The 22,800-nt window shown below is 68.7% G+C and carries 18 protein-coding genes; 14 read left to right on the forward strand and 4 right to left on the reverse strand.

The features are described 5' to 3' along the window. The first annotated feature begins 146 nt into the window (after positions 1–146). The 3 genes from AncyloWKF20_RS12690 (at position 147) to AncyloWKF20_RS12700 (ending at position 3,502) form a co-directional block, all read left to right on the forward strand. A complete protein-coding gene (locus tag AncyloWKF20_RS12690; protein ID WP_279314410.1) occupies positions 147–920 on the forward strand; it encodes a DUF4394 domain-containing protein in 774 nt (257 codons plus the stop codon). Positions 921–1,073: 153 nt separating this feature from the next. Continuing rightward, positions 1,074–2,333 (forward strand): aromatic ring-hydroxylating dioxygenase subunit alpha, encoded by a 1,260-nt coding sequence (locus tag AncyloWKF20_RS12695; protein WP_279314411.1) that lies wholly within the window; start codon positions 1,074–1,076, stop codon positions 2,331–2,333. 2 nt (positions 2,334–2,335) lie between these two features. Further along, a complete protein-coding gene (locus AncyloWKF20_RS12700; RefSeq protein ID WP_279317962.1) occupies positions 2,336–3,502 on the forward strand; it encodes a hybrid-cluster NAD(P)-dependent oxidoreductase in 1,167 nt (388 codons plus the stop codon). 33 nt (positions 3,503–3,535) lie between these two features. Here AncyloWKF20_RS12700 and AncyloWKF20_RS12705 read toward each other — a convergent pair whose 3' ends face one another. Beyond that, on the reverse strand, positions 3,536–4,186 hold the full coding sequence (locus AncyloWKF20_RS12705) for a hypothetical protein (RefSeq protein ID WP_279314412.1): 651 nt from the start codon (positions 4,184–4,186) through the stop codon (positions 3,536–3,538). 173 nt (positions 4,187–4,359) lie between these two features. On the opposite strand from AncyloWKF20_RS12705, the gene AncyloWKF20_RS12710 reads away from it, so the two are divergent. The 9 genes from AncyloWKF20_RS12710 (at position 4,360) to AncyloWKF20_RS12750 (ending at position 15,479) form a co-directional block, all read left to right on the forward strand. Continuing rightward, on the forward strand, positions 4,360–5,334 hold the full coding sequence (locus AncyloWKF20_RS12710; protein WP_279314413.1) for a GlxA family transcriptional regulator: 975 nt from the start codon (positions 4,360–4,362) through the stop codon (positions 5,332–5,334). 118 nt (positions 5,335–5,452) lie between these two features. After that, positions 5,453–6,235, forward strand: a complete 783-nt coding sequence (locus AncyloWKF20_RS12715; protein WP_279314414.1) for a YoaK family protein — start codon at positions 5,453–5,455, stop codon at positions 6,233–6,235. A 119-nt stretch (positions 6,236–6,354) separates the two neighbouring features. Next, a complete protein-coding gene (locus tag AncyloWKF20_RS12720) occupies positions 6,355–8,394 on the forward strand; it encodes an NADH:flavin oxidoreductase (protein WP_279314415.1) in 2,040 nt (679 codons plus the stop codon). A gap of 15 nt (positions 8,395–8,409) precedes the next feature. Continuing rightward, entirely contained in the window at positions 8,410–10,404 is a 1,995-nt protein-coding gene (locus tag AncyloWKF20_RS12725) for a DUF3483 domain-containing protein (RefSeq protein ID WP_279314416.1), read from the forward strand. After that, on the forward strand, positions 10,401–11,594 hold the full coding sequence (locus AncyloWKF20_RS12730) for an electron transfer flavoprotein subunit alpha/FixB family protein (protein WP_279314417.1): 1,194 nt from the start codon (positions 10,401–10,403) through the stop codon (positions 11,592–11,594). Before AncyloWKF20_RS12725 ends, AncyloWKF20_RS12730 begins: the two co-directional genes overlap by 4 nt. Next, complete coding sequence (locus AncyloWKF20_RS12735; protein ID WP_279314418.1) at positions 11,591–12,349, forward strand: electron transfer flavoprotein subunit beta; 759 nt, start codon at positions 11,591–11,593, stop codon at positions 12,347–12,349. Before AncyloWKF20_RS12730 ends, AncyloWKF20_RS12735 begins: the two co-directional genes overlap by 4 nt. 54 nt (positions 12,350–12,403) lie before the next feature. After that, a complete protein-coding gene (locus AncyloWKF20_RS12740) occupies positions 12,404–14,098 on the forward strand; it encodes a glycosyltransferase family 39 protein (protein ID WP_279314419.1) in 1,695 nt (564 codons plus the stop codon). Positions 14,099–14,108: 10 nt separating this feature from the next. Then, the gene (locus AncyloWKF20_RS12745; RefSeq protein ID WP_279314420.1) at positions 14,109–14,447 is read left to right on the forward strand and encodes a lipid-A-disaccharide synthase N-terminal domain-containing protein; all 339 of its coding nucleotides are present in this window, start codon (positions 14,109–14,111) and stop codon (positions 14,445–14,447) included. Between the two features lie 165 nt (positions 14,448–14,612). Further along, positions 14,613–15,479 (forward strand): phosphatase PAP2 family protein, encoded by an 867-nt coding sequence (locus tag AncyloWKF20_RS12750; protein WP_279314421.1) that lies wholly within the window; start codon positions 14,613–14,615, stop codon positions 15,477–15,479. A gap of 49 nt (positions 15,480–15,528) precedes the next feature. On the opposite strand, the gene AncyloWKF20_RS12755 is transcribed toward AncyloWKF20_RS12750, so the two are convergent. From AncyloWKF20_RS12755 to betB, 3 genes are all read right to left on the reverse strand, one after another. Continuing rightward, positions 15,529–16,338 (reverse strand): glycosyltransferase family 2 protein, encoded by an 810-nt coding sequence (locus AncyloWKF20_RS12755; protein WP_279314422.1) that lies wholly within the window; start codon positions 16,336–16,338, stop codon positions 15,529–15,531. 89 nt (positions 16,339–16,427) lie between these two features. After that, positions 16,428–18,095 (reverse strand): choline dehydrogenase, encoded by a 1,668-nt coding sequence (gene betA / locus AncyloWKF20_RS12760; protein ID WP_279314423.1) that lies wholly within the window; start codon positions 18,093–18,095, stop codon positions 16,428–16,430. Further along, positions 18,095–20,152 (reverse strand): betaine-aldehyde dehydrogenase, encoded by a 2,058-nt coding sequence (gene betB / locus AncyloWKF20_RS12765; RefSeq protein WP_279317963.1) that lies wholly within the window; start codon positions 20,150–20,152, stop codon positions 18,095–18,097. Before betB ends, betA begins: the two co-directional genes overlap by 1 nt. A gap of 576 nt (positions 20,153–20,728) precedes the next feature. Here betB and AncyloWKF20_RS12770 point away from each other — a divergent pair. Further along, complete coding sequence (locus AncyloWKF20_RS12770; RefSeq protein ID WP_279314424.1) at positions 20,729–21,685, forward strand: choline ABC transporter substrate-binding protein; 957 nt, start codon at positions 20,729–20,731, stop codon at positions 21,683–21,685. A gap of 260 nt (positions 21,686–21,945) precedes the next feature. Next, positions 21,946–22,797 carry a choline ABC transporter permease subunit gene (gene choW, locus AncyloWKF20_RS12775; RefSeq protein ID WP_279314425.1) on the forward strand — a complete coding sequence of 284 codons (852 nt, stop codon included), beginning with the start codon at positions 21,946–21,948 and terminating at the stop codon, positions 22,795–22,797. Positions 22,798–22,800: the final 3 nt, after the last annotated feature.

A 22,800-nucleotide genomic window follows, 5' to 3' on the forward strand; every position in this document is an offset into this window, starting at 1 on the left:
AAGGTTGCTCTGTTTGCGTTACGCCGGAGGAAGCGCCGCGGATGCAGCTGCGCGAATTTTTTCGCATCCCTCTGCGTCCGTGCCGGAGACCGGCGTGTAGCCGCTCTGTCTGCCGACCTCAGTTCGGCTTCAACGGAGTACGCCCCATGAACCGCACGATGATCGCCATCGCCGTCGCCGGACTGGCGATGACCACGACCGCCGCCAGCGCCCAGTCGGTCGCGGCCCTGCTTGATGGCAACAGCATCGCCATCGTGGATGTGAAGGCCGCCAAGGCGGGCGCGCCGATGAAGATCGCCGGGACGGGCAAGCTCGTCGGCATCGACGTGCGCCCGGCCGATGGCATGCTTTACGGCCTGTTCGACGACGGCACGCTCGTGACCATCAACCCCATGAGCGGCGCCACCAGCCCCAAGTCGAAGCTCGACACGATGCTGCCCGCCGGCACTGTGGCGACGGTCGACTTCAACCCGGTCGCCGACCGGCTGCGCGTCATTGGCAGCGACGGCACGAATCTTCGGGCCAATGTCGATGACGGCAAGGTGACCAAGGATGGCGCGCTGAAATACGCCGACGCTGACATGAACAAGGCAATGGCGCCCAAGGTCGTCGCCGGCGCCTATACCAACTCGGTGAAGGGCGCCAAGGAAACCGCGCTGTTCGATGTCGACGCGGCCGCCGGCACGCTGGTGAAGCAGGCGCCGCCCAATGATGGCCTGCTGAATTCCGTCGGCAAGCTGGGTGTCAGTGCCGGCTCCTATGCGTTCGACATCCCGGCCGGCAGCACGAGTGAGGGCTGGCTGATGGCCGACGGCACGCTCTACCGGGTCGATCTCGCCAGCGGCAAGGCGACAGTGGTCGGGATGATCGGCGGGGTGTCCGGCAAGGTGCACGACATCGCCATTCTGCCGGCCATGTGAGGCTCACACCGGACAGGGGGCCGCCGCGCGCGGGCTCCTCGCCCGAATGTCGCTTGCAGCAAAGCGGCTGTCGCATGCGTGAAAGTCTCGTCTCCCGTTCCGTCGAACAATTCCAGACGACAGCGGGGCTCACCCGCGAGGGAGAACAGACCGATGCTCGACAGCACGCAGACCCCGTTGAAAGCGCTCATCCGCCGCCGCAAACCCGGCTACAGCCTGGAAGCTCCGTTCTACACCAGCCCCGAAATCTTCGAGGCGGATATGGACGTGATCTTCGGCCGCCACTGGATCTTTGTCGGCGTCGAGCCGGACGTGCCGGAGCCGGGCGATGCCATGACGCTCGACATCGGCAAGACCGCCGTGGTCATCGTGCGCGACGACGACAATGAAGTCCGCGCCTTCCACAATGTCTGCCGCCACCGCGGCGCGCGCCTCGTTCTCGACTACAAGACCACGGTCGGCAATCTCGTCTGCCGCTATCACTCCTGGACCTACGGCCTCGATGGCAAGCTGCTCTTCGCCGAGCATATGGGCCAGGGCTTCGACATGGGCTGCCACAGCCTGAAGCCGATCCACTGCCGCTCGCTGGAAGGCCTGATCTTCATCTGCCTCTCCGAGGAGGCGCCGGCCGATTTCGATGTGATGGCCGCCAAGATGGCGCCCTATCTCGCCCCGCACGACCTGAAGAACGCCAAGGTCGCTTTCGAGAAGGACATCATCGAGCCAGGCAACTGGAAGCTCACCATGGAGAACAACCGCGAGTGCTACCACTGCTCCGGTAATCACCCCGAGCTGACCGTGCCGCTCTTCGCCTATGGCTTCGGCTTCGCGCCGGAGGAGCTCGATGAGCATGGCCGCAAGGAAGCCGAAGAGTACGCCAAGCTGGTCACCACCTCGCACCGCGAATGGGAGAGCTGCGGCTTCCCGTCAACCATGATGGAGCACCTCGACGACATGGTGACCGGCTTCCGCACCGAGCGTCTGCCGCTGGCGGGCGACGGCGAGAGCCACACCAACGACACCAAGGCCGCCTGCAAGAAGCTGCTCGGCAAGATCAACGATCCCAAGCACGGCGCGCTGCATTTCTGGACCCAGCCGAACTCCTGGCACCACTTCATGTCCGACCATGCCGTGGTGTTCTCCGTGCTGCCGCTCGACGCCGAGCGCTCACTGCTGCGCACCAAATGGCTTGTTCATAAGGACGCGGTCGAGGGTGTCGATTACGACATCGAGAATCTCACCGCCGTATGGGACGCCACCAATGACCAGGATTCGACGCTGGTCGGCTATTGCCAGGAAGGTGCCCGCAGCCCGGCCTATGAGCCCGGTCCGTACTCCCCGCACACCGAGATGCTCGTGGACAAGTTCTGCAACTGGTACATTGGCCGCATGGCCGAGCATGTCGGCCGCTGATGATGGACGCGCTGACACCCACGCCGTCGCCCGATCCGGCGGCGCTGCGCCTCGCCGGCAACCTGCCTGAGTGGAACCCGGAAGCGGACGATGTGCTCATCGTCCGCGAGATCCGCGACGAGACGGCGGATGTGAAGACCTTCGTGCTCGCGCCGAAGGAGCCCTGCATCTTCCGCTACGCGCCGGGCCAGTTCCTGACGCTCGACCTCTCGATCAATGGCGAGGCGATCAACCGCTGCTACACCATCGCCTCGGCGCCGACGCGCCCGCACACGCTCGCCATCACGGTGAAGCGCGTGCCGGGCGGGCCGGTGTCGAACTTCCTGCATGACCATGTGAAGGTGGGCGGCGAGCTGCGCGCCGTCGGGCCGATGGGCGATTTCTCCTGCTTCACGCAGGGCACGCCCTCGCCGACGCCGCGCTATCTGTTCCTGTCGGGCGGGTCCGGCATCACGCCGCTGATGTCGATGGCGCGCACCTTCCATGACCTTGGCGAACCGCGCGACCTCGTCTTCGTCCACGCGGCGCGCTCGCCCGATGACATCATCTTCCGCAGCGAGCTGGAGATGATGGCGCGCAACCAGCGCGGCAGCTTCCGTTTCGCGCCGGTCTGCGAGGCCGATGGGCCGTTCAATCCCTGGCACGGCCTGCGCGGCCGACTGAACCTCGGCCTGCTCAACCATATCGCGCCGGACTTCAAGGAGCGCGAAATCTTCGTCTGCGGCCCCTCGCCCTTCATGGCGGCGGTGCGGGAGATGCTGAAGGGCGCGGGATTCGACATGTCCCGCCACCATGAGGAAAGCTTCGACTTCGCCGAGCTGGCCAAGGCCGAACCCGATGTCGCGGCCGACGTCTCGATCGCCGAGGCGGTGGAAGCGGTGCAGGACGCGCTGGCGCCGCCAGTGGCGAGCTACACCATCGAGTTCGCCAAACAGAAGCGCACCATCGAGTGCCGCTCCGACATGTTCGTGCTTGATGCGGCGCGACGCGCGGGCGTGCGGCTGCCGTCCTCCTGCTCGAAGGGGCTGTGCGGCACCTGCAAGTCCAAGGTCGTCTCGGGCACTGTCGACATGAAGCATGGCGGCGGCATCCGCCAGCGCGAGATCGACGCCGGCATGGCGCTGCTCTGCTGCTCCAAGCCGACCAGCGATCTGGTGGTCGACCGCTGAAGTGTCAGGCGTCTCATCTGACGCGCTGAGGTCTCAGCGCGTCAGGCCGAAGGCCTCGCCAAGCGCGCCCTTCACCGTGTCATAGGTCGAGACGGCGCCATCCTTCACCGCGTCATAGGCGGCAGTGGTGCCCTTGACCGTGCGGTCGACGATCTCACCCGGACCCGGCAGTGGCGGCAAGCCAAGGATACCAGCCTCTTCCGGTTTGGGCGCCGGCTCGGCCGTGGGTGCCGCGACGAAGGGCGTTGCGGCGGGTCCCACCGGATAGGAGGTGCGCACGATCATCGGGTCGCGGGTCTCGCAGCCGGCCCCGCACTGGTCGAAGCGCTCGACACCCGCCGGAATTTCCGTCGCCGCCACCGACTTGGCCGGCTTGGCCGCCGCCGCATGCGCCTGCGGCGGCTTGTAGACCGCCTCCGGCTCGATCGCCCGCAGCAGCACGGGGATGTCCAGCCGATCGGTCTTGGCGAGGTTCGCGGCCGAGAGATCGTCGACGGGATCGGTTGTCACCACCTGCGCGGCATTCTTCGGCGCAACCGCCTCGCTGATCGCACGCTCATAGCCACGTCCATCGCCCACCAGATAGATGCTGACGGCGACGAGCACGGCAAATCCGGCCGGTAGCAGCACGCGGCCGGGCAACCAGGCCTGGAAGGCGGTGAGTGAAGACCAAGTGTGGCGCATGGGGATAGATCTCCCTGGTGAATCGCCCTCGCGGCGGATCGCCTTCATTTCGTCGGCGGGGCCGGACATTTTTGCGGCGGCATTCGTTCCCGGCCATGACCGTGCCGGGGTATTTCTGCGCGGTGCCTTGCTACAGTCACGCTCAGCAACCGGCGGCAACAGGACATGATCCGGTGATCGACCTCTCCGCCCTGACCCGCATCGGCTTCCTCACCTTGCCGAACCATTCGATGATCGCCTGCGCCAACGCGCTGGAGGCGTTGCGCATGGCGAATTACGTGGCCGAGAGCGACACCTATGCCTGGCGCATCGTGACGCTCGACGGAGCGCCGGCCGCCGCAAGCAACGGGTTGACGCTCTCGCCCACCGTGGCGCTGCACGAGGCCGGACCACTCGACCTGCTGCTGGTTTGCGGTGGCATTGATGTGCGTCATGCGGCGAGCCCCGCCGTGGCCGACACGCTGCGGCGCCTCGCCCGGCGCGGCGTGGCGCTCGGCGCGCTCTGCACCGGCAGCTTCGTGCTGGCGGAGGCGGGACTGCTCGATTTCTACCGCTGCGCCGTGCACTGGGAGAACCTCGCCGCCATTCGCGAGGAGTTCCCCGATGTCGGCTTCGTCGAGGACGCCTTCGTCATCGACCGCGACCGGTTGACCTGCACCGGTGGCATCGCACCTCTCGATATGATGCTGGCGCTGGTCGAGGCGCGGGGCGGGCGCGGTCTCGCGGATCGCGTCTCCGAGCAGTTCATCGTGCGGCGTGACGGCGCTCGCGCGGGCCGCAGCGAGGCGCGCCCGCGCCCGTCCCTGCCCGACCCGACGCTGGCCCGCGCCGTCCGGCTCATGCAGGGGGCGATCGAGCAGCCAAGCGACATCCGGCATATCGCCCAGCGACTCGATGTGTCGCCCCGCCATCTTGAGCGGCTGTTCAGCCGCCATCTCGGCACAAGCCCGGCGGCCTATTATCTCGGGCTGAGACTGGAGCGGGCGCGGGAATTGCTGCGCCTGTCGCCGCTGCCGGTGACCGATGTCGGCCTCGCCTGCGGCTTCCAGTCGGCGGCGCATTTCTCCACCGCCTATGCCCGCCGCTTCGGCCGCCCGCCGAGCGCGGAACGGCACGGCGAGAGGAAGACAAGCGCCGCCCCGGAGTAAGCGTTGCCGAGTAAGCGTTGCCTGTTATGGCGCGGCGCAGCATCTGGTATTACAAAGGAATTCGGGGAACTTCGCCCCGTCTCTGCCGAGGACGCGGTCTTGACCCGCGCTGCCCGCGATGAACATGCCCGTGAAGCCGACCGGCTATCGTCACCTCGCCGCCCGCTATTCCGACCTCGCCGCCGGCGTGCTGGCGCCTGAGCGCACCCCCGTGGCGGATGCGTGGCTCGGCCTCTCCATGACCTTCGTCGCCGGCGCCACCAATGCCGGTGGGTTGCTGGCGGTCGGGCAGTACACCTCGCACATGTCCGGCATCATCTCGGCGGCGGCGGATCATGCGGTGCTGGGCGCGACCGACCTTGTGCTGGCGGGCGGTGGGGCGCTGGCGGCTTTCCTGTTCGGCGCCGCGACGTCGGCCATCCTGGTCAATTGGGGTCGGCTGCATCACGCGGGGCGCGAATATGCGCTGCCACTGACGCTCGAAGCCTTGCTGCTGCTCGCTTTCGGCCTCCTCGGCAGCTACACGCGCCATTCCTCGCTGGCGCTCGGCGTCGAGGTGGCGGTGCTCTGCTTCATCATGGGGCTGCAGAACGCCACGGTGACCAAGCTGTCCGGCGCCAAGATCCGCACCACCCACATGACCGGCATCGTCACCGATATCGGCATCGAACTCGGCAAGCTCGTCTATTCCAACCACCGCCGGCGCGGCACGGAGCGCCCGCTGGTGCTGGCGGATCGCGAAAAGCTGAAACTTCTCAGCTACTTCCTCGGCTGCTTCTTCCTCGGCGGCATCGTCGGCGCGCTCGGCTTCAGCTATGCCGGCTTCATCTTCTCGGTGCCACTGGCGCTGCTGGTCTTCGCCCTGGCCGGCCCCTCCGCGCTGCGCATTGCCTTCCGCTAAGGGGACAGTCGCAACGCTACCGATGGCGTGGCGCAAATCTTCTGTTCGGCTGGGGCGAATGCGACGTATCGTTGATGATCGGGACCGGGAACCCGAGACTCTAGGAGCGCGCGCCCGCCATGATCGCCAATGCCGAGGCATTGCTGAAACCCTTGACCATCAAGGGCCTCACCATCCGCAACCGGGTGATGTCCACCTCGCACGCGCCGGGCTATGGCAAGGACGGCAAGCCGCAGGAGCGCTACCAGCTCTACCACATGGAAAAAGCCAAGGGCGGCATAGGCTTGACCATGTTCGGCGGCTCCTCTTCGGTCGCCATCGACAGCCCGGCGGCGCCCTGGGCGCAGATCTCCGTCGCCGATGACAGCGTCATCCCCTATTTCCAGCAATTCGCCGACCGGGTGCATGGCCACGGCGCCAAGCTGATGATCCAGCTCACCCATATGGGCCGGCGCACCAAGTGGGACACCGAGAACTGGTTCCCCACCATCTCCGCCTCGGCCCGCCGCGAGCCCGCCTCACGCACCGTGCCGCGGGCCATGGACAAGAACGATATTCGCCGTGTTATCAAGAGCTTCGCCGATGCGGCGCGGCGCTGCAAACAGGGCGGGCTGGACGGGTGCGAGATCTCCGCGGCGCATGGCCATCTGGTCGATCAGTTCTGGTCGCCCTCGATCAATGAGCGCACCGACGAATATGGCGGCAGCCTTGAGAACCGCATGCGCTTCGGCATCGAGGTGCTCTCAGCCATGCGCGAGGCGGTGGGCGATGATTACGTCATCGGCATGCGCATGTCGGGCGACGAGCTGATCGCCGACGGGCTGAGCCATGAGGACTGCGTCGCCATCGCCTCCGAATATGCCAGGCGCGGTCTCGTCGACTTCCTGAACATCGTCGGCGGGCAGGCGCGCGACCATATCGCCCACGCTATCTCCTTGCCGAATATGTCGTTTCCGGTCGCGCCCTTCCTCTATCTGCCGAGCGCGATCAAGCGCGAGGTGGAGGTGCCGATCTTCCACGCCCAGCGCGTGACCGACCTTGCGACCGGCGCCCGCGCCGTTGCGGAGGGGCATGTCGATATGATCGCCATGACGCGGGCGCATATCGCTGACCCCCATCTGGTGAAGAAGCTGATGGAAGGGCGGGACGACGACATCCGCCAATGCGTCGGCGCGGGCTATTGCATCGACCGCATCTATGTCGGCGGCGACGCGCTCTGCCTGCAGAATGCCGCCACGGGACGTGAGGCGACCATGCCTCATGTCATTGAAAAGGCTTCTGAATTCCGCAAGGTCGTGGTGGTTGGCGCAGGTCCCGGCGGGCTCGAGGCGGCCCGCGTCTGCGCCGAGCGCGGTCACTCGGTGGTGCTTTTCGAGAAGGAGAACGTGCCGGGCGGGCAGGTGAACATCGCCGCCAAGGCCGGCTGGCGCGAGGCGCTGTCGGGCATTCCGCGCTGGCTCTTTGCACAGGTGCAAAAGAAGGGCGTCGACATCCGGCTCGGCACCGAGGCCACCGAGGCGGCGATCCTGGCGGAGAACCCCGATGTCGTCATCATGGCCACGGGCGGCCTGCCCAATGCCGGCCACGCCAAGGGCCATGAGCATGTGGTCTCCACCTGGGACGTGCTGACCGGCAAGGTGGAGCCCACCGGCACGGTATTATTATACGACGAGATCGGCGGCCATAACGCCGCCTCCACGGCCGAGGCGCTGGCCAAGAAGGGCTGCCTGGTGGAGCTGGCGACGCATGATCTGCAGATCGCCCAGGAGGTCGGCACCACCAACCAACCCATTCATTTGCGTGAGCTTTACAAGCTCGGCGTGGTGATGACGCCGAATATGGAGCTGATCGAGGTCTACCCCGAAGGTAACCGGCTGATCGCCGCTTTGCGCAACACCATGACCGACGCGGAAGAAGAACGCGTCGTGGATCGGGTGGTCGTCGATTACGGCACGCTGCCGGTCGAGGGGCTGTTCCAGAGCCTGCGCAGCCGCTCGGTGAATGATGGCGAGACCGATCTAGACGCCCTCATCGCCGGCCGTCCGCAGCGTTGGACGGGGCAGGAAGGCTTCGCGCTCTACCGCGTGGGCGATGCCTGGACCGGGCGCAACATCCACGCCGCGCTCTATGATTCCTTGCGTCTGTGCAAAGATCTCTGACGAAGGACGCGCGGCATGATCCCCGCCGGGACCGCCTTTTCGCTGCTGATTCTGGCCCTCGCCGCCATTGCTGCGGGGCTGGTGGGGCGGCGCGTGCGGCTCTGGAAAAGCGGGTCTGAGGCGCGACTAGTCAGTGCAGTCGGGTGGACGATCAGTGCAGTCAGTGCAGTGAAGGTGATCGCCGGGCTGAAGGCTCTGCCCCGCCGCTACCTCGTCGATGTCCACCATGTCGTCGGCCGCGACCCCTATGCCGCGCGCATGCATGCGCTGGCCGCCGGCGGGCTGCTCGGCGGCTCGCTGCTCGCCCTTGCCGGCCTCATCCCGGCGCTCGGTGCCTCCCGCCTGTTCTGGGTCGTCGTCGCCCTCGCCTTCGCCGCCGCGCTGGCGGGCGGGTTCATGGTCGGGCGGCGCCGCCTGCCGAACAAGCCGGCACGGCTATCCGGCGGACGCTTCCAGCGCCTGCCGCTCTATCTCGCGGCCTATACGGGCGGCGGGCTCTTGGTGGCGCTCGCCGGCGTGCTCCCGCCGCTCGCCCCGCTCGGCTGGCTCGGATTCGTGTTTGCCACCGCCGGGGGAATTGGCCTCGTCCTGCAGATCGACCGGGGACCGATGCGCCATGCCTTTGCCGGCGCCGCCCATCTGGTGCTGCACCCCCGTCCCGGCCGCTTCGAGGGCGAGCGCGCCACCGCACTCGCCGCGCTCGATCTCGACGCGCCCCGGTTAGGTGCCGCCACCCCCGCCGATTTTCCGGTGAACCGGCTGATCGGCTTTGATGCCTGCATCCAGTGCGGGCGCTGCGAGACGGCGTGCCCGGCCTTCGCCGCCGGCCAGCCGCTTAACCCGAAGCGGCTCATTCAGGATCTCGCCACCGCCATCGAGCCGAACGCCAGCAACGCCGCCTATGCCGGCAGCCCTTATCCCAATGCGCGGCCTGTGGCGGGCGTCGGCGGGCCGGCACTGCCGCTGGTCGGCGCCGGGGCGATGATCCACCCGGATACGCTGTGGTCCTGCACCACCTGCCGCGCCTGCGTCGAGGAATGCCCGATGATGATCGAGCATGTCGATGCCATCGTGGATCTGCGCCGCTACCAGACGCTGGAGCTCGGCGCCCTCCCCCTCAAGGCCGCCCCGCCGCTGATGGAGCTGCGCTATGCCGATGAGACGGCGGGCCGCCCGCTCGCCGCGCGCACCGATTTCGCGGCCGGGCTGACCCTGCCGCTGATCGCCGCCCGCCCGGCGGAAAAGGGCCCGGCCGAGGTGCTGCTCTGGCTCGGCGAGGGCGCCTATGAGCTGCGCTATGGCCGCACGCTTCGCGCGCTGGTGACGCTGCTGCACAAGGCGGGCGTCGATTTCGCGGTGCTGGGCCCGGAGGAGCGCGATTGCGGCGACCTCGCGCGCCGGCTGGGGGACGAAGCCACCTTCCAGCGCCTCGCCCGCGCGAATATCGGCACGCTCGCGCGCTATGGCTTCACCCGCATCCTCACCGCCGACCCGCACGCGCTGCACGCGCTGCGCAACGAATACCGGGCCTTTGGCGGGGAATATGAGGTGGTGCACCACACCGCCTTCCTCGACGAGCTTGTGGCTGGCGGGCGGCTCACCGTGGGCGCGCTCACCGAGGCGCGCGTGACCTATCACGACCCCTGCTATCTCGGCCGCTACAATGGCGAGATCGACGCGCCGCGCCGGTTGCTCGACCGTCTCGGGCTCACGCGGCTGGAAATGGAACGTTCCGGCAAACGCTCCATGTGCTGCGGCGGCGGCGGCGGCGCGCCGGTCTCCGACATTGAGGGCGAACGCCGCATCCCGGATATTCGCATGGGTCAGGCGGCGGCGACGGGCGCGGCCATTGTCGCGGTGGCCTGCCCGCAATGCTCGGCCATGCTGGAAGGCGTGACCGGCGAGCGGCCGGACGTCGCTGACATTGCCGAGCTCGTGCTGCGGGCGGTCGAGGCCGCCCCTGTGAAGGCGCCCGACGCGACGGTGCGGGCCGCGCAGGTGCTCGCATGACGCGCCAGCGCCGCGACCCACGTGCGGAGCGCGCCGCCCATCGCCTGGGCGGTGCCGCCCGCCCGCGCTTCGACCTAGCCGCGACGCCCACGCTCTCCACCCGCCTGCACCGTGACCCGCGCGCGGAGACGAACCAGCAGCTCGTGCCGGGCACGCTGCGCCGCCGGCTCGACCGCACGCAGCGCGTCGCGAGTGTCATGCCGGCCGTGGCCGCTGCGCCGGTAGCCGTCGCCGAGGCGGCGCCGCGCCTGCGCCTCATTGCCGAGCCGGCTTTTCTCGTCGCCGTGGTGCCGGATGTGCCGGGCGGGCGGCTCACCCCGCATGACCGGCAGGTGATCGGCGCCGCGCGGCTGCTGGCGGATGACGGCGGCGGGGCGGTGATTGCTCTGGTGGAGGCACCCTCCGAGGAGTTCGGCGCCGCCGGCATCGACCGCGTGCTCGCTTTGCCCGTCGCGGGCTACGATCCCGAGGCGAAGGCCGAAGCGGTCGCCGCCGTGCTGGACGGGCTTTCGCTGCGCCATGCGCTGTTCCCCGACAGCGCGGATGGTGGCGATCTCGCCCGGCGCGTCGCCGCGCTCTCTGGCGCGGCGCTGTTCGCCGGGGCGGAGAGCCTGTCGACGAAAGCTGTGACCCGCGCCGCCCGCGCCCGCAAGGCCGAGCAGCGCCGGGCCCCGCCGCGGCTCATTGCGCTCGCCGCCGACGCGGTGGCGCCCCATGCCGGCACGCTGCATGAAGCAGCTACGCTCGATTTCACCTTTCCGCCGCGCGCCCCTAGCGCGGTGCTGGCGGCGGCGTTCATTCCCGCCGACCCGGCGACCGTGGCGCTGGCGGAGGCCGAATTCGTCGTCTCCGCCGGCAATGGCATCACCGATTTCGACGCCTTCCGCGCGCTGGTCACCGCGCTCCATGCCACGCCCGGCGCGAGCCGCATGGTGTGCGATGCCGGGCTGATGCCGCGCGCCGCGCAGGTCGGCGCCTCCGGCACGGTGCTGACGGCGAGCTGCTATTTCGCCCTCGGCATTGCCGGCGCGCCGCAGCACCTGCAGGGCATCACCGGCTGCGAGCATGTGGTGGCGGTGAACACCGATCTGCACGCCGCGATGATCGAGCGGGCCGGCCTCGCCATCGTCGCCGACGCGCAGCAGGTGATGCCGGCGCTGCTGCGGCTGCTCGCGGGAGAGGACGCATGAAGATCGTCGTCCTGCTCTCCGCCGGGCGCCACCGCGTCTCCGGCCAGCCCGCGCCGGTGCCGGTCGAATTGCAGGCGCTCCGCCTCGCGGTCGATCTTGGCGGCGAGGTGACAGCGCTTCATGCCGGGCCGGAGCTTGGCGCGCTCGCGGATGCGCTCGGCCATGGCGTCGGGCGGCTCGATCATCGGGTGATCGCGGACGGCGACGACCCGCTGCCGAGCCTTGTCGCGGCGCTCTCGGACAACCCGCCGGACCTCATTCTCGCCGGTCGCAGCGGCCAGGGCGGGGAGGATGCCGGGCTGCTGCCCTACGCGCTGGCCCGCGCGCTCGGCCGGCCGATCCTCGCCGATGCGGCGGGGCTGCAAGCGGGGCCGGAGGCGGGCACGCTCGCCGTCGAGCAGGCCTTGCCGCGCGGCGCCCGCCGGCGCGTGGTGCTGCGCCTGCCGGCTCTTCTCACCGTCCATCCCGCCGCGCCCGCGCCGCTACCCTTCGCCTTCGCCGCCCGCCGACGCGGGGTGATCGAGACGGCACCCGGTTTTCCCGCCCCGCAGGCGGTGGAAGTGGAGGAACGCCCCTATCGCCCCCGCCCGAAGCTGATCGCCAAGGCGGCGGCGGGCGCCTCCGCCGCCGAGCGGCTGAAGGCGGCGACGCAGGCGGCGGCCGGCGGCGGCAAGCTGCTCGTCGACCCCTCGCCCGAGGACGCCGCGCGGGAAATCCTCGCGCATCTCGCGAGCCTTGGCCTCAAGCGCAGCTGAAGCCTCCCCATAGATCGCCGCCTGTCACGCGGGCGACATGAGCCCGCGCCATCCGTGAGCGGCACGGGGGGCATGGGCGTGACGGATCGGTTGAGCGAAGGGACGGGAGAAAGCGCCGGGGCGTTCGCGCTGCCGGCCCGCTGGCGCCTGCCGCTGCTGGTGCTGTTCCTGCTCGCCTGCTTCGTGCCGGGCTTCTTCGCCCTGCCAGTGGTGGACCGCGACGAGGCGCGCTTCGCGCAGGCCTCGCGGCAAATGCTGGCGAGCGGCGACTATGTCGTGCCGCGCCTCGGCGCGGAGACGCGCTTCAAGAAGCCGATCGGCATTTACTGGCTGCAAAGCGCGGCGGCGCGCGCGCTCGGCTTTCACGGCGAGGCGCCGATCTGGGCGCTGCGCATCCCCTCCCTCATCGGCGCGCTGCTGGCGGCGCTCGGCACCTATGTGATCGGCCGGCGGCTGTTCGGCGAGGAGGCCGGGCTGATCGCGGCGGCGCTGCTCGGCGCCTCGCTGATCCTCAATGGCGAGGCGCGGCTCGCCAAGACCGACGCGATGCAGCTCGCCTGCGCGGTCGGGGTGCAGATGGTGCTGGCGCGGGCTTATCTGGCACGCCACCCGCTGGGGTTGGGCGAGATCCTGCTGTTCTGGGCGGCGCTGGGGCTTGCCGTCCTCATCAAGGGGCCGATCGTGCCGCTGCTGGCCGGCCTCACCGCGTGCGCGCTGGTGATCGCCGACCGGCGGGCGAACTGGCTGAGGCGCCTGCGCCCCGCGCTGGGCCTGCCCGTGACGGCGCTGATGGTGCTGCCCTGGCTGGTCGCGATCTATCTCCAGTCGGGCACCGACTTCTTCCACGAGGCAGTGGGCAATGACCTACTCGGCAAGGTGGCGACCGGCCAGGAATCCCACGGCGCCCCGCCCGGCGCGCATCTTGCCGCCTTCCTCGTCGCCTTCTGGCCCGGGGCGGCGCTGGCGATCCTCGCTCTGCCCTGGGTCTGGCGCCAGCGCGCCGAGCCGGCGGTACGCTTCTGCCTCGCCTGGGGGCTGCCCTTCTGGATCGTGTTCGAGCTGATCGCCACCAAGCTGCCGCACTACACGCTGCCGGCCTATCCCGCCATCGCGCTGCTGACCGGCGCGGCGCTGTGGGCGCGCCGCGACGCGCCCGCCCCGCTCTGGGGCCGGCTGCTCACCGCGAGTTCCGCCGTCGGCGGGATGGTCGGCGCGGTGGCGGTGCCGGCGCTGCTTTATGGGCTGGAGGGCCGTATCGACCCGCTGGTGCTGGCACTGGCGCTCGGGGTGTTCGCCATCGGCGCGCTGGCGCTGCTGCGGGCGCTCCGGCAAGGCCCACTGGCCGCGCTGCCGGTGCTGCTGGTACAGGCGGCGGCGAGCTATGGGCTGGCCTTCGGGCTGGTACTGCCGCAGCTCGACAGCGCCTTCATCAGCCCGCGCCTCGCCGCGGCGACCCATCTCGTGCCCTGCGCCGCCCCGCGACTGATGGTGGCGGGCTTTGGCGAGGCGAGCGTGCTGTTTCATCTCGGCGCCACGACGCAGATCGGCAGCGGCGCGCAGGCGGCGGATTTCCTGAAGGATACGCAAGGCTGCCGCGCGGTCTTCGTCGGGGCAAACCAGCAGGCCGCCTTCACCGCGCGGGCGGCGGCGCTCGGGCTGACGCCAGTGGCGCTGACCACGGTGGAGGGCCTCAACCTCGCCACCACGCGCCGGCTCGCGCTCACCCTTTATGCCACCGGCACCCCATGAGCGCGCTGATATGAGCCTTCTCGCCGCCGATCTCTCCGCTGGCCTTGCCACCGCCATCGCCAGCGTCGGCCGCATCGACCCGTGGCTGGTGGTGGGCTTCATCGGACAGGGGCTGTTCACGGCCCGCTTCCTCACCCAATGGATCGCCAGCGAGCGGGCGCGGCGCAGTATCGTGCCGGCGGCGTTCTGGCTGTTCTCGCTCGGCGGCGGGGTGACGCTGCTCGCCTATGCGCTCTACCGGCAAGACCCGGTGTTCATCGTCGGTCAGGCGGCCGGGTTGCTGATCTATGTCCGCAACCTCGTCTTCATCCGGCGCGAGCGGCGGCAGCGGGCGGCGGATGCGGCCTGACCCTGCGTCCCTCGCCGGCAATGCATCATCTTCACCTTTTCTTCACACCAGCTTCACGTTGCCGTGCTTTTCTAAAAATGTGACGTAGTTTTCTGTTCCCGGGGGCGGGTCAACATGAACAAGGCGGCGCCTAAAAGCCTGTGCGACTTATGCAAAGCGCACCCCATGGCCGCAAGCGCCGTGCTGACACTGTCGCTTTCTGCTGTTTTTTATCTTTTTCCAACAATCGACCGCAACTTTACCTATCTGTTCTACACGCCGGGCGAGGGCTTTGCCGCGGCGCGGATGCGCGGGTTGATCGACTTCCGCAACCTCGCCTCCAACCTTTCCGTCGCCCTGCCGGTGATGCTCGGGCTGTGCCTCGCCCTGAAGCTCATCTACCCGGCCAAGCCCTGCCTCGTCTCGCCGCGCTTTTCCTGCTTCTTCATCGCCCTGTTCCTGCTCGGCCCCGGCCTGTTGGTGAACGGTGTGCTGAAGACGCTGTGGGGCCGGCCGCGCCCGGTGAACACGGTGGATTTCGGCGGCCCTTACCCGTTTCAGGAAGCGTGGGTGATGGCCGAGCACGCCTTCTTCAACCGCTCCTTCAGCTCGGGCGAGGCGGCCACCGTCGCCTGCCTGCTGCCGCTCGCGCTGTTCGTGCCGCGCGAATGGCGCTGGCAGGTGACCGCGCTGGTGGCGGTGTTCGTTGCCGCCACCTCGCTGAACCGCATCGCCTTCGGCGCGCATTACCTCTCGGACGTGACGGTCTCCATCGCGCTGATGCTGACCATCGCCGCCGTGCTGCGCCATCTCATGTTCGTACGCCACGAGGCGCTGTGGCGCGACGAGGTGCTGGAAGCGCAGCTGACCAGCTTGGGCGAAGCCTGGGCCCGCCAACGGGCGGCGCATGCGGCGGCGCTCGGTGCCGGAATCGGGGCGATCCGCCAAAAGGCGGCGCTTCTCGCCGGCGCCGCCGCTGCCCGCCTGCGTCAGGCCGGGGCGCGGCTCACCGGCCCGCGGCTTCCCGCCGGCCAGCCCTCGACAGCCGGCTGATCCACGCCCGCCCGGCGGACCGGCGCTCTCTGTACTCTCGGGACATCGCTCAGGAGGCGGCGGATGCCGCCAGCCCGGCCTCATGCGCCAGCGGCGGCTCGCTCGCCGGCTCGGCCAGCCGCGACGGCGTAAGCCGCACCAAGGCCGCCCCGTCCTCGCTCACCGGCGGCAGCACGGTGCGCCGGCGCAGCCAGACCACGCCGAACAGATCATGCAGCCCGACCAGCGCCCGCCCGAGATTGGTGTATTTCGAGCGGCCGGCAAGGCGCGGGCGGTCATTCACCGGCACATAGGCCACCTTGTGGCCGTAACTCAGGAACAGCGCCGGCAGATAGCGGTGCATGGTGGCGAAATAGGGCAGCTCCAGAAAGGCGGCGCGGCGGAACGCCTTGATGCCGCAGCCCGTATCCGGGCACTCGTCCTTGAGGAGAGACCCGCGCAGCCCATTGGCGAAGCGCGAGGCGAAGCGGCGGGAGCCGGCGGCGCGGCGGTTCTGCCGGATGCCGCCGACCAGAGCGGGCGCACCGCCTTCGGCACTGCCGAGCCGGCGCAGCAAAGCGGGAATATCGGCCGGGTCGTTCTGCCCGTCGCCATCCAGCGTGACGATGACCGGGCAGGCGGCGGCGCGGATGCCGGAGCGCAGCGCCGCGCTCTGCCCGGCGCGGCGGCCATGGCAGAGAATGCGCAGGCGCGGCTCGCCCAGCGCGCGCAATTCCGCCAACGAGGCATCGTCGCTGGCGTCATCGACCACGATGATCTCGCCGAGCAGCGCCGCCGGCACCACCGTGCCCACCTCCGCCACCAGACGGGCTATGTTGCCGGCTTCATTATAGGCCGGAATCACCACCGAAACGCGCATGGCTCACCCTCTGTGCAGGTGAAGCCATCTGGCGCGCGCTCTGTGAAACCCGTGTGAAACCCGGAGCTTGTCGGCGCGAGCGCGCCGATTCAGCGCTGCGCGGTCTGCCAGTTCGGCGCGGTGTAGGTCGGCGCGTTGGAGGGGGCGAGCAGCGGACGGCCGAGAATATGGTCGGCCGCCTTCTCCGCCATCATGATGGTCGGCGCGTTGAGATTGGCGTTGGTGATGGAGGGCATGGTGGAGGAATCCACCACGCGCAGCCCCTCGACGCCGATCACCCGCATTTTCGGGTCGACCACCGCCATCGGGTCGGACGGCGCGCCCATCTTGGCTGAGCAGGAGGGGTGATAGGCGCTCTCCACATGCGCGCGCAGGAAGGCGTCGATCGCCTCGTCGCTGGTGACATCCGCCCCCGGCTGGATCTCGCGGCCGCGATAGGGCGCGAAGGCCGGCTGGTTGAAGATCTCGCGGGTGAGGCGCACGGCGGCGCGGAACTCCACGAGATCATCCGGGTGCGTGAGGTAGTTGAACTGCACGCGCGGCTTGTCGGCGGGATTAGCCGAGCGCAGGCGCACCCAGCCCCGGCTTTTCGAGCGCATCGGCCCGACATGGGCCTGATAGCCATGCTCGCTCGCCATGCCCTGCCCGTCATAGGTCACGGCCAGCGGCAGGAAATGATACTGGATGTCCGGCGAGGGGATGCCGGCGCGCGAGCGGATGAAGCCGCAGGCCTCGAAATGATTGGTGGCGCCGAGCCCCTTTCTGGTGAGCAGCCATTTCGCGCCGATGAGGCCCCGCGCGACGAGGCCCATCTGCGAGTAAAGGCTGACCGGCTGAGTGCAGGCCTGCTGGAAATAGATTTCCAGATGGTCCTGAAGGTTCTCGCCGACGCCGCGCCGATGGGAGATGACCTCAAGGCCATGGCTCTTCAGCTCATCGGCGTCGCCAATGCCGGAGAGTTTCAGCATTTGCGGCGACGCGATGGGGCCGGCGGAGAGGATGACCTCGCGCGCGGCGCGCAGCGTGTGGCTCTTTCCGCCGCGCGACCACTGCACGCCCACCGCCCGGCGCCCCTCGAACAGGATGCGCTCGACGCGGGCATGGGTTTCGACGCGCAGATTGGGGCGTTTCATAGCCGGCTTCAGATAGGCATTGGCGGCGGACCAGCGAACGCCGTCCTTAACCGTCATGTCCATCCGGCCGAAGCCTTCCTGCTGGTAGCCGTTCACGTCGTCGCTGGCCGGGTAGCCCGCCTGCTGCGCCGCCTCGATGAAGGCGCGGTACAGCGGGTTTTCCAGCGTGCCGTAGCGGGTGGCGAGCGGGCCGTCGCTGCCGCGATATTCGTCGCCGCCGTCGCGCCGGCCCTCGGCGCGGCGGAAATAGGGGAGCACGTCGGCATAGGACCAGCCGGCCGCGCCCTCGCTCGCCCAGCGGTCGAAATCCGCCGCCGCGCCGCGCATATAGACGAGGCCGTTGATCGAGGAGGAGCCGCCGAGCACCTTGCCGCGCGGGCAGTGCATGCGCCGCCCATCAAGGCCGGGCTCAGGCTCGCTCTCATACATCCAGTTGTACTTCGCCATGTTCATCGGAATGGACAAAGCGGTGGGCATCTGGATGAAGATCGAGCGGTCGGAGCCGCCGAATTCGAGCACGGCGACGCGGTTGGTGCCATCGGCGCTCAGCCGGTCGGCGAGCACGCAGCCGGCCGATCCGGCGCCGATGATGATGTAGTCGGCCATGTCCACGGGCGCGGCCATCAGTAGGGCGCCTCGACGCGGCCGAGATTGACGTAGACGCTCTTCAGCTGCGTGTAGTGCTCGATCGCCGCCTTGCCGTTCTCACGGCCCAAACCGGACTGCTTGGACCCGCCGAAGGGCAGCTCAATCGGCGTGATGTTGTAGGTGTTGATCCAGCAGGTGCCGGCCTCCAGCTGCGCGATGACGCGGTGGGCGCGGGCGAGGTCTTTGGTGAACACGCCGGCGGCGAGGCCGAAATCGGTGTCGTTGGCGCGGGCGATCACCTCCGCCTCGTCGGTGAAGGACAGCACCGCCATCACCGGGCCGAAGATTTCCTCGCGGACGATGCCCATGCCGTCGGCGCAGCCATCGAACACGGTGGGGGCGACGAAGGCGCCCTTGTCGAGCCCGCCCGTGGTGACGCGCGTGCCGCCGGTGAGGAGCTTGGCCCCCTCCGCCTTGCCGCGCTCGATATAGCCGAGCACTTTCTCCATGTGCTCGGGCGAGATGAGCGCGCCGACATGGGTCGCCGGGTCCAGCGGATCGCCGACCACCATTTTTTCCACGCGGGCGACGAGCTTGTCGAGGAAGACCGGGCGCACGCTCTCCTCGACGAAGACGCGGGTGCCGTTGGAGCAGACCTCGCCGGCCGAGTAGAAATTCGCCAGCAGCGCGGCCGAGACGGCGTCGTCGAGATCGGCATCGGCGAAGATGATGAGCGGGGATTTTCCGCCGAGTTCCAGCGTCACATATTTCAGCGTGCCGGCAGCATCGACCATCACCTTCTTGCCGGTGCCGACCTCGCCGGTGAGCGAGACCTTGGCGATAGCCGGGTGGCGGGTGAGCAGGCGACCGGTGTCGGCGAAGCCCTGCACAACGGAGAACACGCCCTCCGGCACGCCGGCTTCGACATAGATCTCCGCCAGCTTCAGCGCGGTGAGCGGGGTGAGCTCCGCCGGCTTGAAGATCATCGCGTTGCCGCAGGCGAGCGCGGGCGCCGATTTCCAGCAGGCGATCTGGACGGGGTAGTTCCACGCGCCGATGCCGGCGCAGATGCCGAGCGGCTCGCGGCGCGTATAGCCGAAAGCCGTGGGGCCGAGATCGACATGCTCGCCCGACAGGCCGGCGGCAAGGCCCGCGTAATACTCGATGCAGTCGGCGCCCGAGAGCACGTCGACGGCAATGGTTTCCTGGATCGGCTTGCCGGTGTCGAGCGTCTCCAGATGCGCGAGCTCGTCGTTGCGGGCGCGCAGCAGGTCGGCGGCGCGCTTGAGGATGCGCCCGCGCTCGGCCCCGGTCATCGCCGCCCAGCGCTTCTGCCCGGTGCGGGCAGCGGCGACGGCGGCCTCGACCTCCGCCTCGCCGGCGATCTCGATCTCGGCAAGCACCTCGCCCGTGGCGGGGTTGCGGGTCTCGAAAGTGGCGCCACCGGTCGGGTGGTAGCGCCCGGCAATGTGACTGGCGTGGCGGGGAAAGGGTGTGGTCATGGGAGCGGTTCCGATAGGGGGAGCGGCCGGCGTGGCGGCGGCGATCTGGGCATCGACGAAGGCGCTCGCGACCTGGCGGGCGCTCACCGAATCCGTCTCGCCGGCGGCGGAGAGGGAGGAGCGCAGCCACAGGCCGTCGATCACGGCGGCGATGGTGATGGCGAGGCGGTGGACCTCATGCGGGGCGACCAGCGCCCGCAGATCATGGCGCAGATTGGCGAGCATGCGCGCCTGATAGACCCGCTGCACCCGGCGCAGGCGCTCGGAATGCAGCACCTGGCCCCAGAAGGCGAGCCAGACGCTGGAGGTGCGCTGGTCGAATTCCTCGGGCGCGAGATTGGCGTCGATCAGCGCCTGAACGCGCGCCCGCGCCGAACGCGCCTCGCGCAGCCGCAGCGCCGTCGCTCGGTAGAGCCGAAGCGAGAGATGGCGGAGCGTGGCTTCTAAGAGGCCGTCCTTGTCGCCGAAATAATGCGCGACGAGGCCGGGCGAGACGCCGGCCCGGCGGGCGATCTGCGCCAGCGTCGAGGCGTTGAAGCCGATCTCGGCCAGCGAATCGATGGTGGCCTCGATCAGCTGGCGGCGGCGCACATCCTCCGGCTCGCGCCGCCGGTCGGAGGCCGGCCCGCCCGCCTCGCCGGCGGCAAGGTCCGCAGCGGCCTCGCGGGCAAGGTCGACAGACGCCGCGCGGGAACGCGCATTCGCTTTCGCCACCGACACCTCCCTGAGCACGTCCATTTATTGAATGGCTGTACAATACATATCTCACCTGCCGTGGCAAACCCTCCTCATCCCGCAACTGCGAGATCGCAACGCACGCGTCGCAAGACTTCAAATGCGATGACGAATTCCGTCAAAATGCCCGAAAACAGGCAGTTTTCGCAGCGTTCGGGGTAAAAATTGCGCGTGACAAAGCCGCAGGCCGGGTATTGAATAGTCATTCAAAAGAAGCCTTCCAGAGGCCGCGTGCCGGTACCCGGCGACGTTTTCCATCGCCGGCTCCGTGTGGGTCGCTTGTATTGAGGTACCGTCCGGGCAAGGGCGGCCGCCTTTCCGGCGCGTGCGCCGCGACCCCGACTTGTTGAATCCGGTCATGCGGGCCTTGGCGTCCCGCGGGCCCGGTTCCATGATCCAGGCATAACGCAGGCGAAAACGGGAACAGTAACGATGCGCAGCTTCCACCTTCTGGCCGCCGCCGCCCTCGGCCTCGCGCTCGGCGCGGCGCCGGGCTTCCACGCGGCTCAGGCCGCCGAACCCGCGGCGTGCAAGACCGTGCGGTTCGCCGATGTCGGCTGGACCGACATCACCGCCACCACCGCGCTCGCCTCCGACATTCTGGAAGCGCTCGGCTACACGCCGAAGACGCAGGTGCTCTCGGTGCCGGTGACCTACAAGTCGATGCAGACCAAGGACATCGACGTCTTCCTCGGCAACTGGATGCCGACCATGGAAGCCGACCTGAAGCCCTACCGCGACGACAAGACCGTCGAGGTGATCGGCGTGAATCTCGAGGGCGCCAAATACACCCTCGCCGTGCCGACCTATCTCTATGACGAGGGCCTGAAGTCCTTCGCCGACATCGCCAAGTTCAAGGACAAGCTCGGCGGCAAGATCTATGGCATCGAGCCGGGCAATGACGGCAACCGGCTGATCCTCGACATGATCAAGGACGACAAGTTCGGGCTCAAGGGCTTCGATCTCGTCGAATCCAGCGAGCAGGGCATGCTGGCGCAGGTCGAGCGCGCCTCCAAGCGCAAGGAAGCCGTCGTCTTCCTCGGCTGGGAGCCCCACCCGATGAACTCCAAGTACAAGATGAGCTACCTGTCGGGCGGTGACGACGTGTTCGGCCCGAACTATGGCGGCGCCACCATCTACACCAACACCCGTGCCGGCTATGTCACCGAGTGCCCGAATGTCGGCACCCTCATCAAGAACCTGAAGTTCTCGCTCGAGACCGAGAATGTGGTGATGGGCTACATCCTGCTCGACGGCATGGACCCGGCCAAGGCGGCGGAGAAGTATCTCAAGGCCAACCCGACCGTGTGGGAGCCCTGGCTCGCCGGCGTGACCACCATCGACGGCAAGCCCGCCGTGCCGGCGGTGAAGAAGAGCCTCGGTCTGTGAGACTGCGCCCGCCGGTTCTCGCCGGCGGCCGCATGCAGCGCTGACGATCCAAGGGCGGGGCCATTAGGGCTGCGAGCGCCCCGCCCTCCTCGTCGCGCGATCCGTCATCCCGGCCGCAGGCAAAGCCGGAGAGCCGGGATCGCCACCCGCTATTTCGCGATCCCGGGTCGGCCTTTGGCCGCCCGGGATGACGAAAAGGTCGTGAAGCGACCTGCTGCCAGACCGCCGAGCCATTTCCATCCCCTGCCGGGAGCGTGCGCATGTATGACTGGCTGACCGAGCACAAGATTCCGCTGGGCCTCTGGCTGCGGGATTTCGTGGACTTCCTGACCACGCATGGGCAGGGCTTCTTCGACTTCATCTCGCTGGTGCTGGGAGCGCTGATCGGCGGCTTCACCGCCGCGCTGCTCTTCGTGCCGCCGCTGCTGCTGATCGCGCTGTTCGGGCTGTGCGCCTGGCTGGTGCACCGCTCCGTCGGCCTCGTTGTGTTCATCGTCGGCGCGCTGCTGCTGGTCACCAATCTCGGCTACTGGACGGCGACGATGGAGACCCTCTCCCTCGTCATCTGCGCCACCTTCGTCTGCGTCGTGGTCGGCGTGCCGATCGGTATCGCCGCCGCCCACCGGCCCTGGCTCTACACCGCCATCCGCCCGGTGCTGGACCTGATGCAGACCATCCCGACCTTCGTGTATCTGATCCCGACGCTGGTTCTGTTCGGCCTCGGTGCGGTGCCCGGCCTGATCTCCACGGTGATCTTCTCCATCCCCGCGCCGATCCGACTCACGCATCTCGGCATCTCCTCGGTGCCGCCGGCGCTCTATGAGGCGGGCAAGGCGTTTGGCGCCACCAAGACCCAGCTGCTGTTCAAGGTGGAGCTGCCCTATGCGCTGCCGACCATCATGGCCGGCATCACCCAGTGCATCATGCTCAGCCTCTCCATGGTGGTGATCGCGGCGCTGGTCGGCGCGGACGGGCTCGGCAAGCCGGTGGTGCGGGCGCTGAACTCGGTGAACATCGCCATGGGTTTCGAGGCGGGGCTCGCCATCGTCGTGCTCGCCATCGTGCTCGACCGCGTGTGCAAGCGGCCCGAACGCCGCTCCCGGAAAGGGTGATCC

The organism is Ancylobacter sp. WKF20 (assembly GCF_029760895.1).
GTDB lineage: Bacteria > Pseudomonadota > Alphaproteobacteria > Rhizobiales > Xanthobacteraceae > Ancylobacter.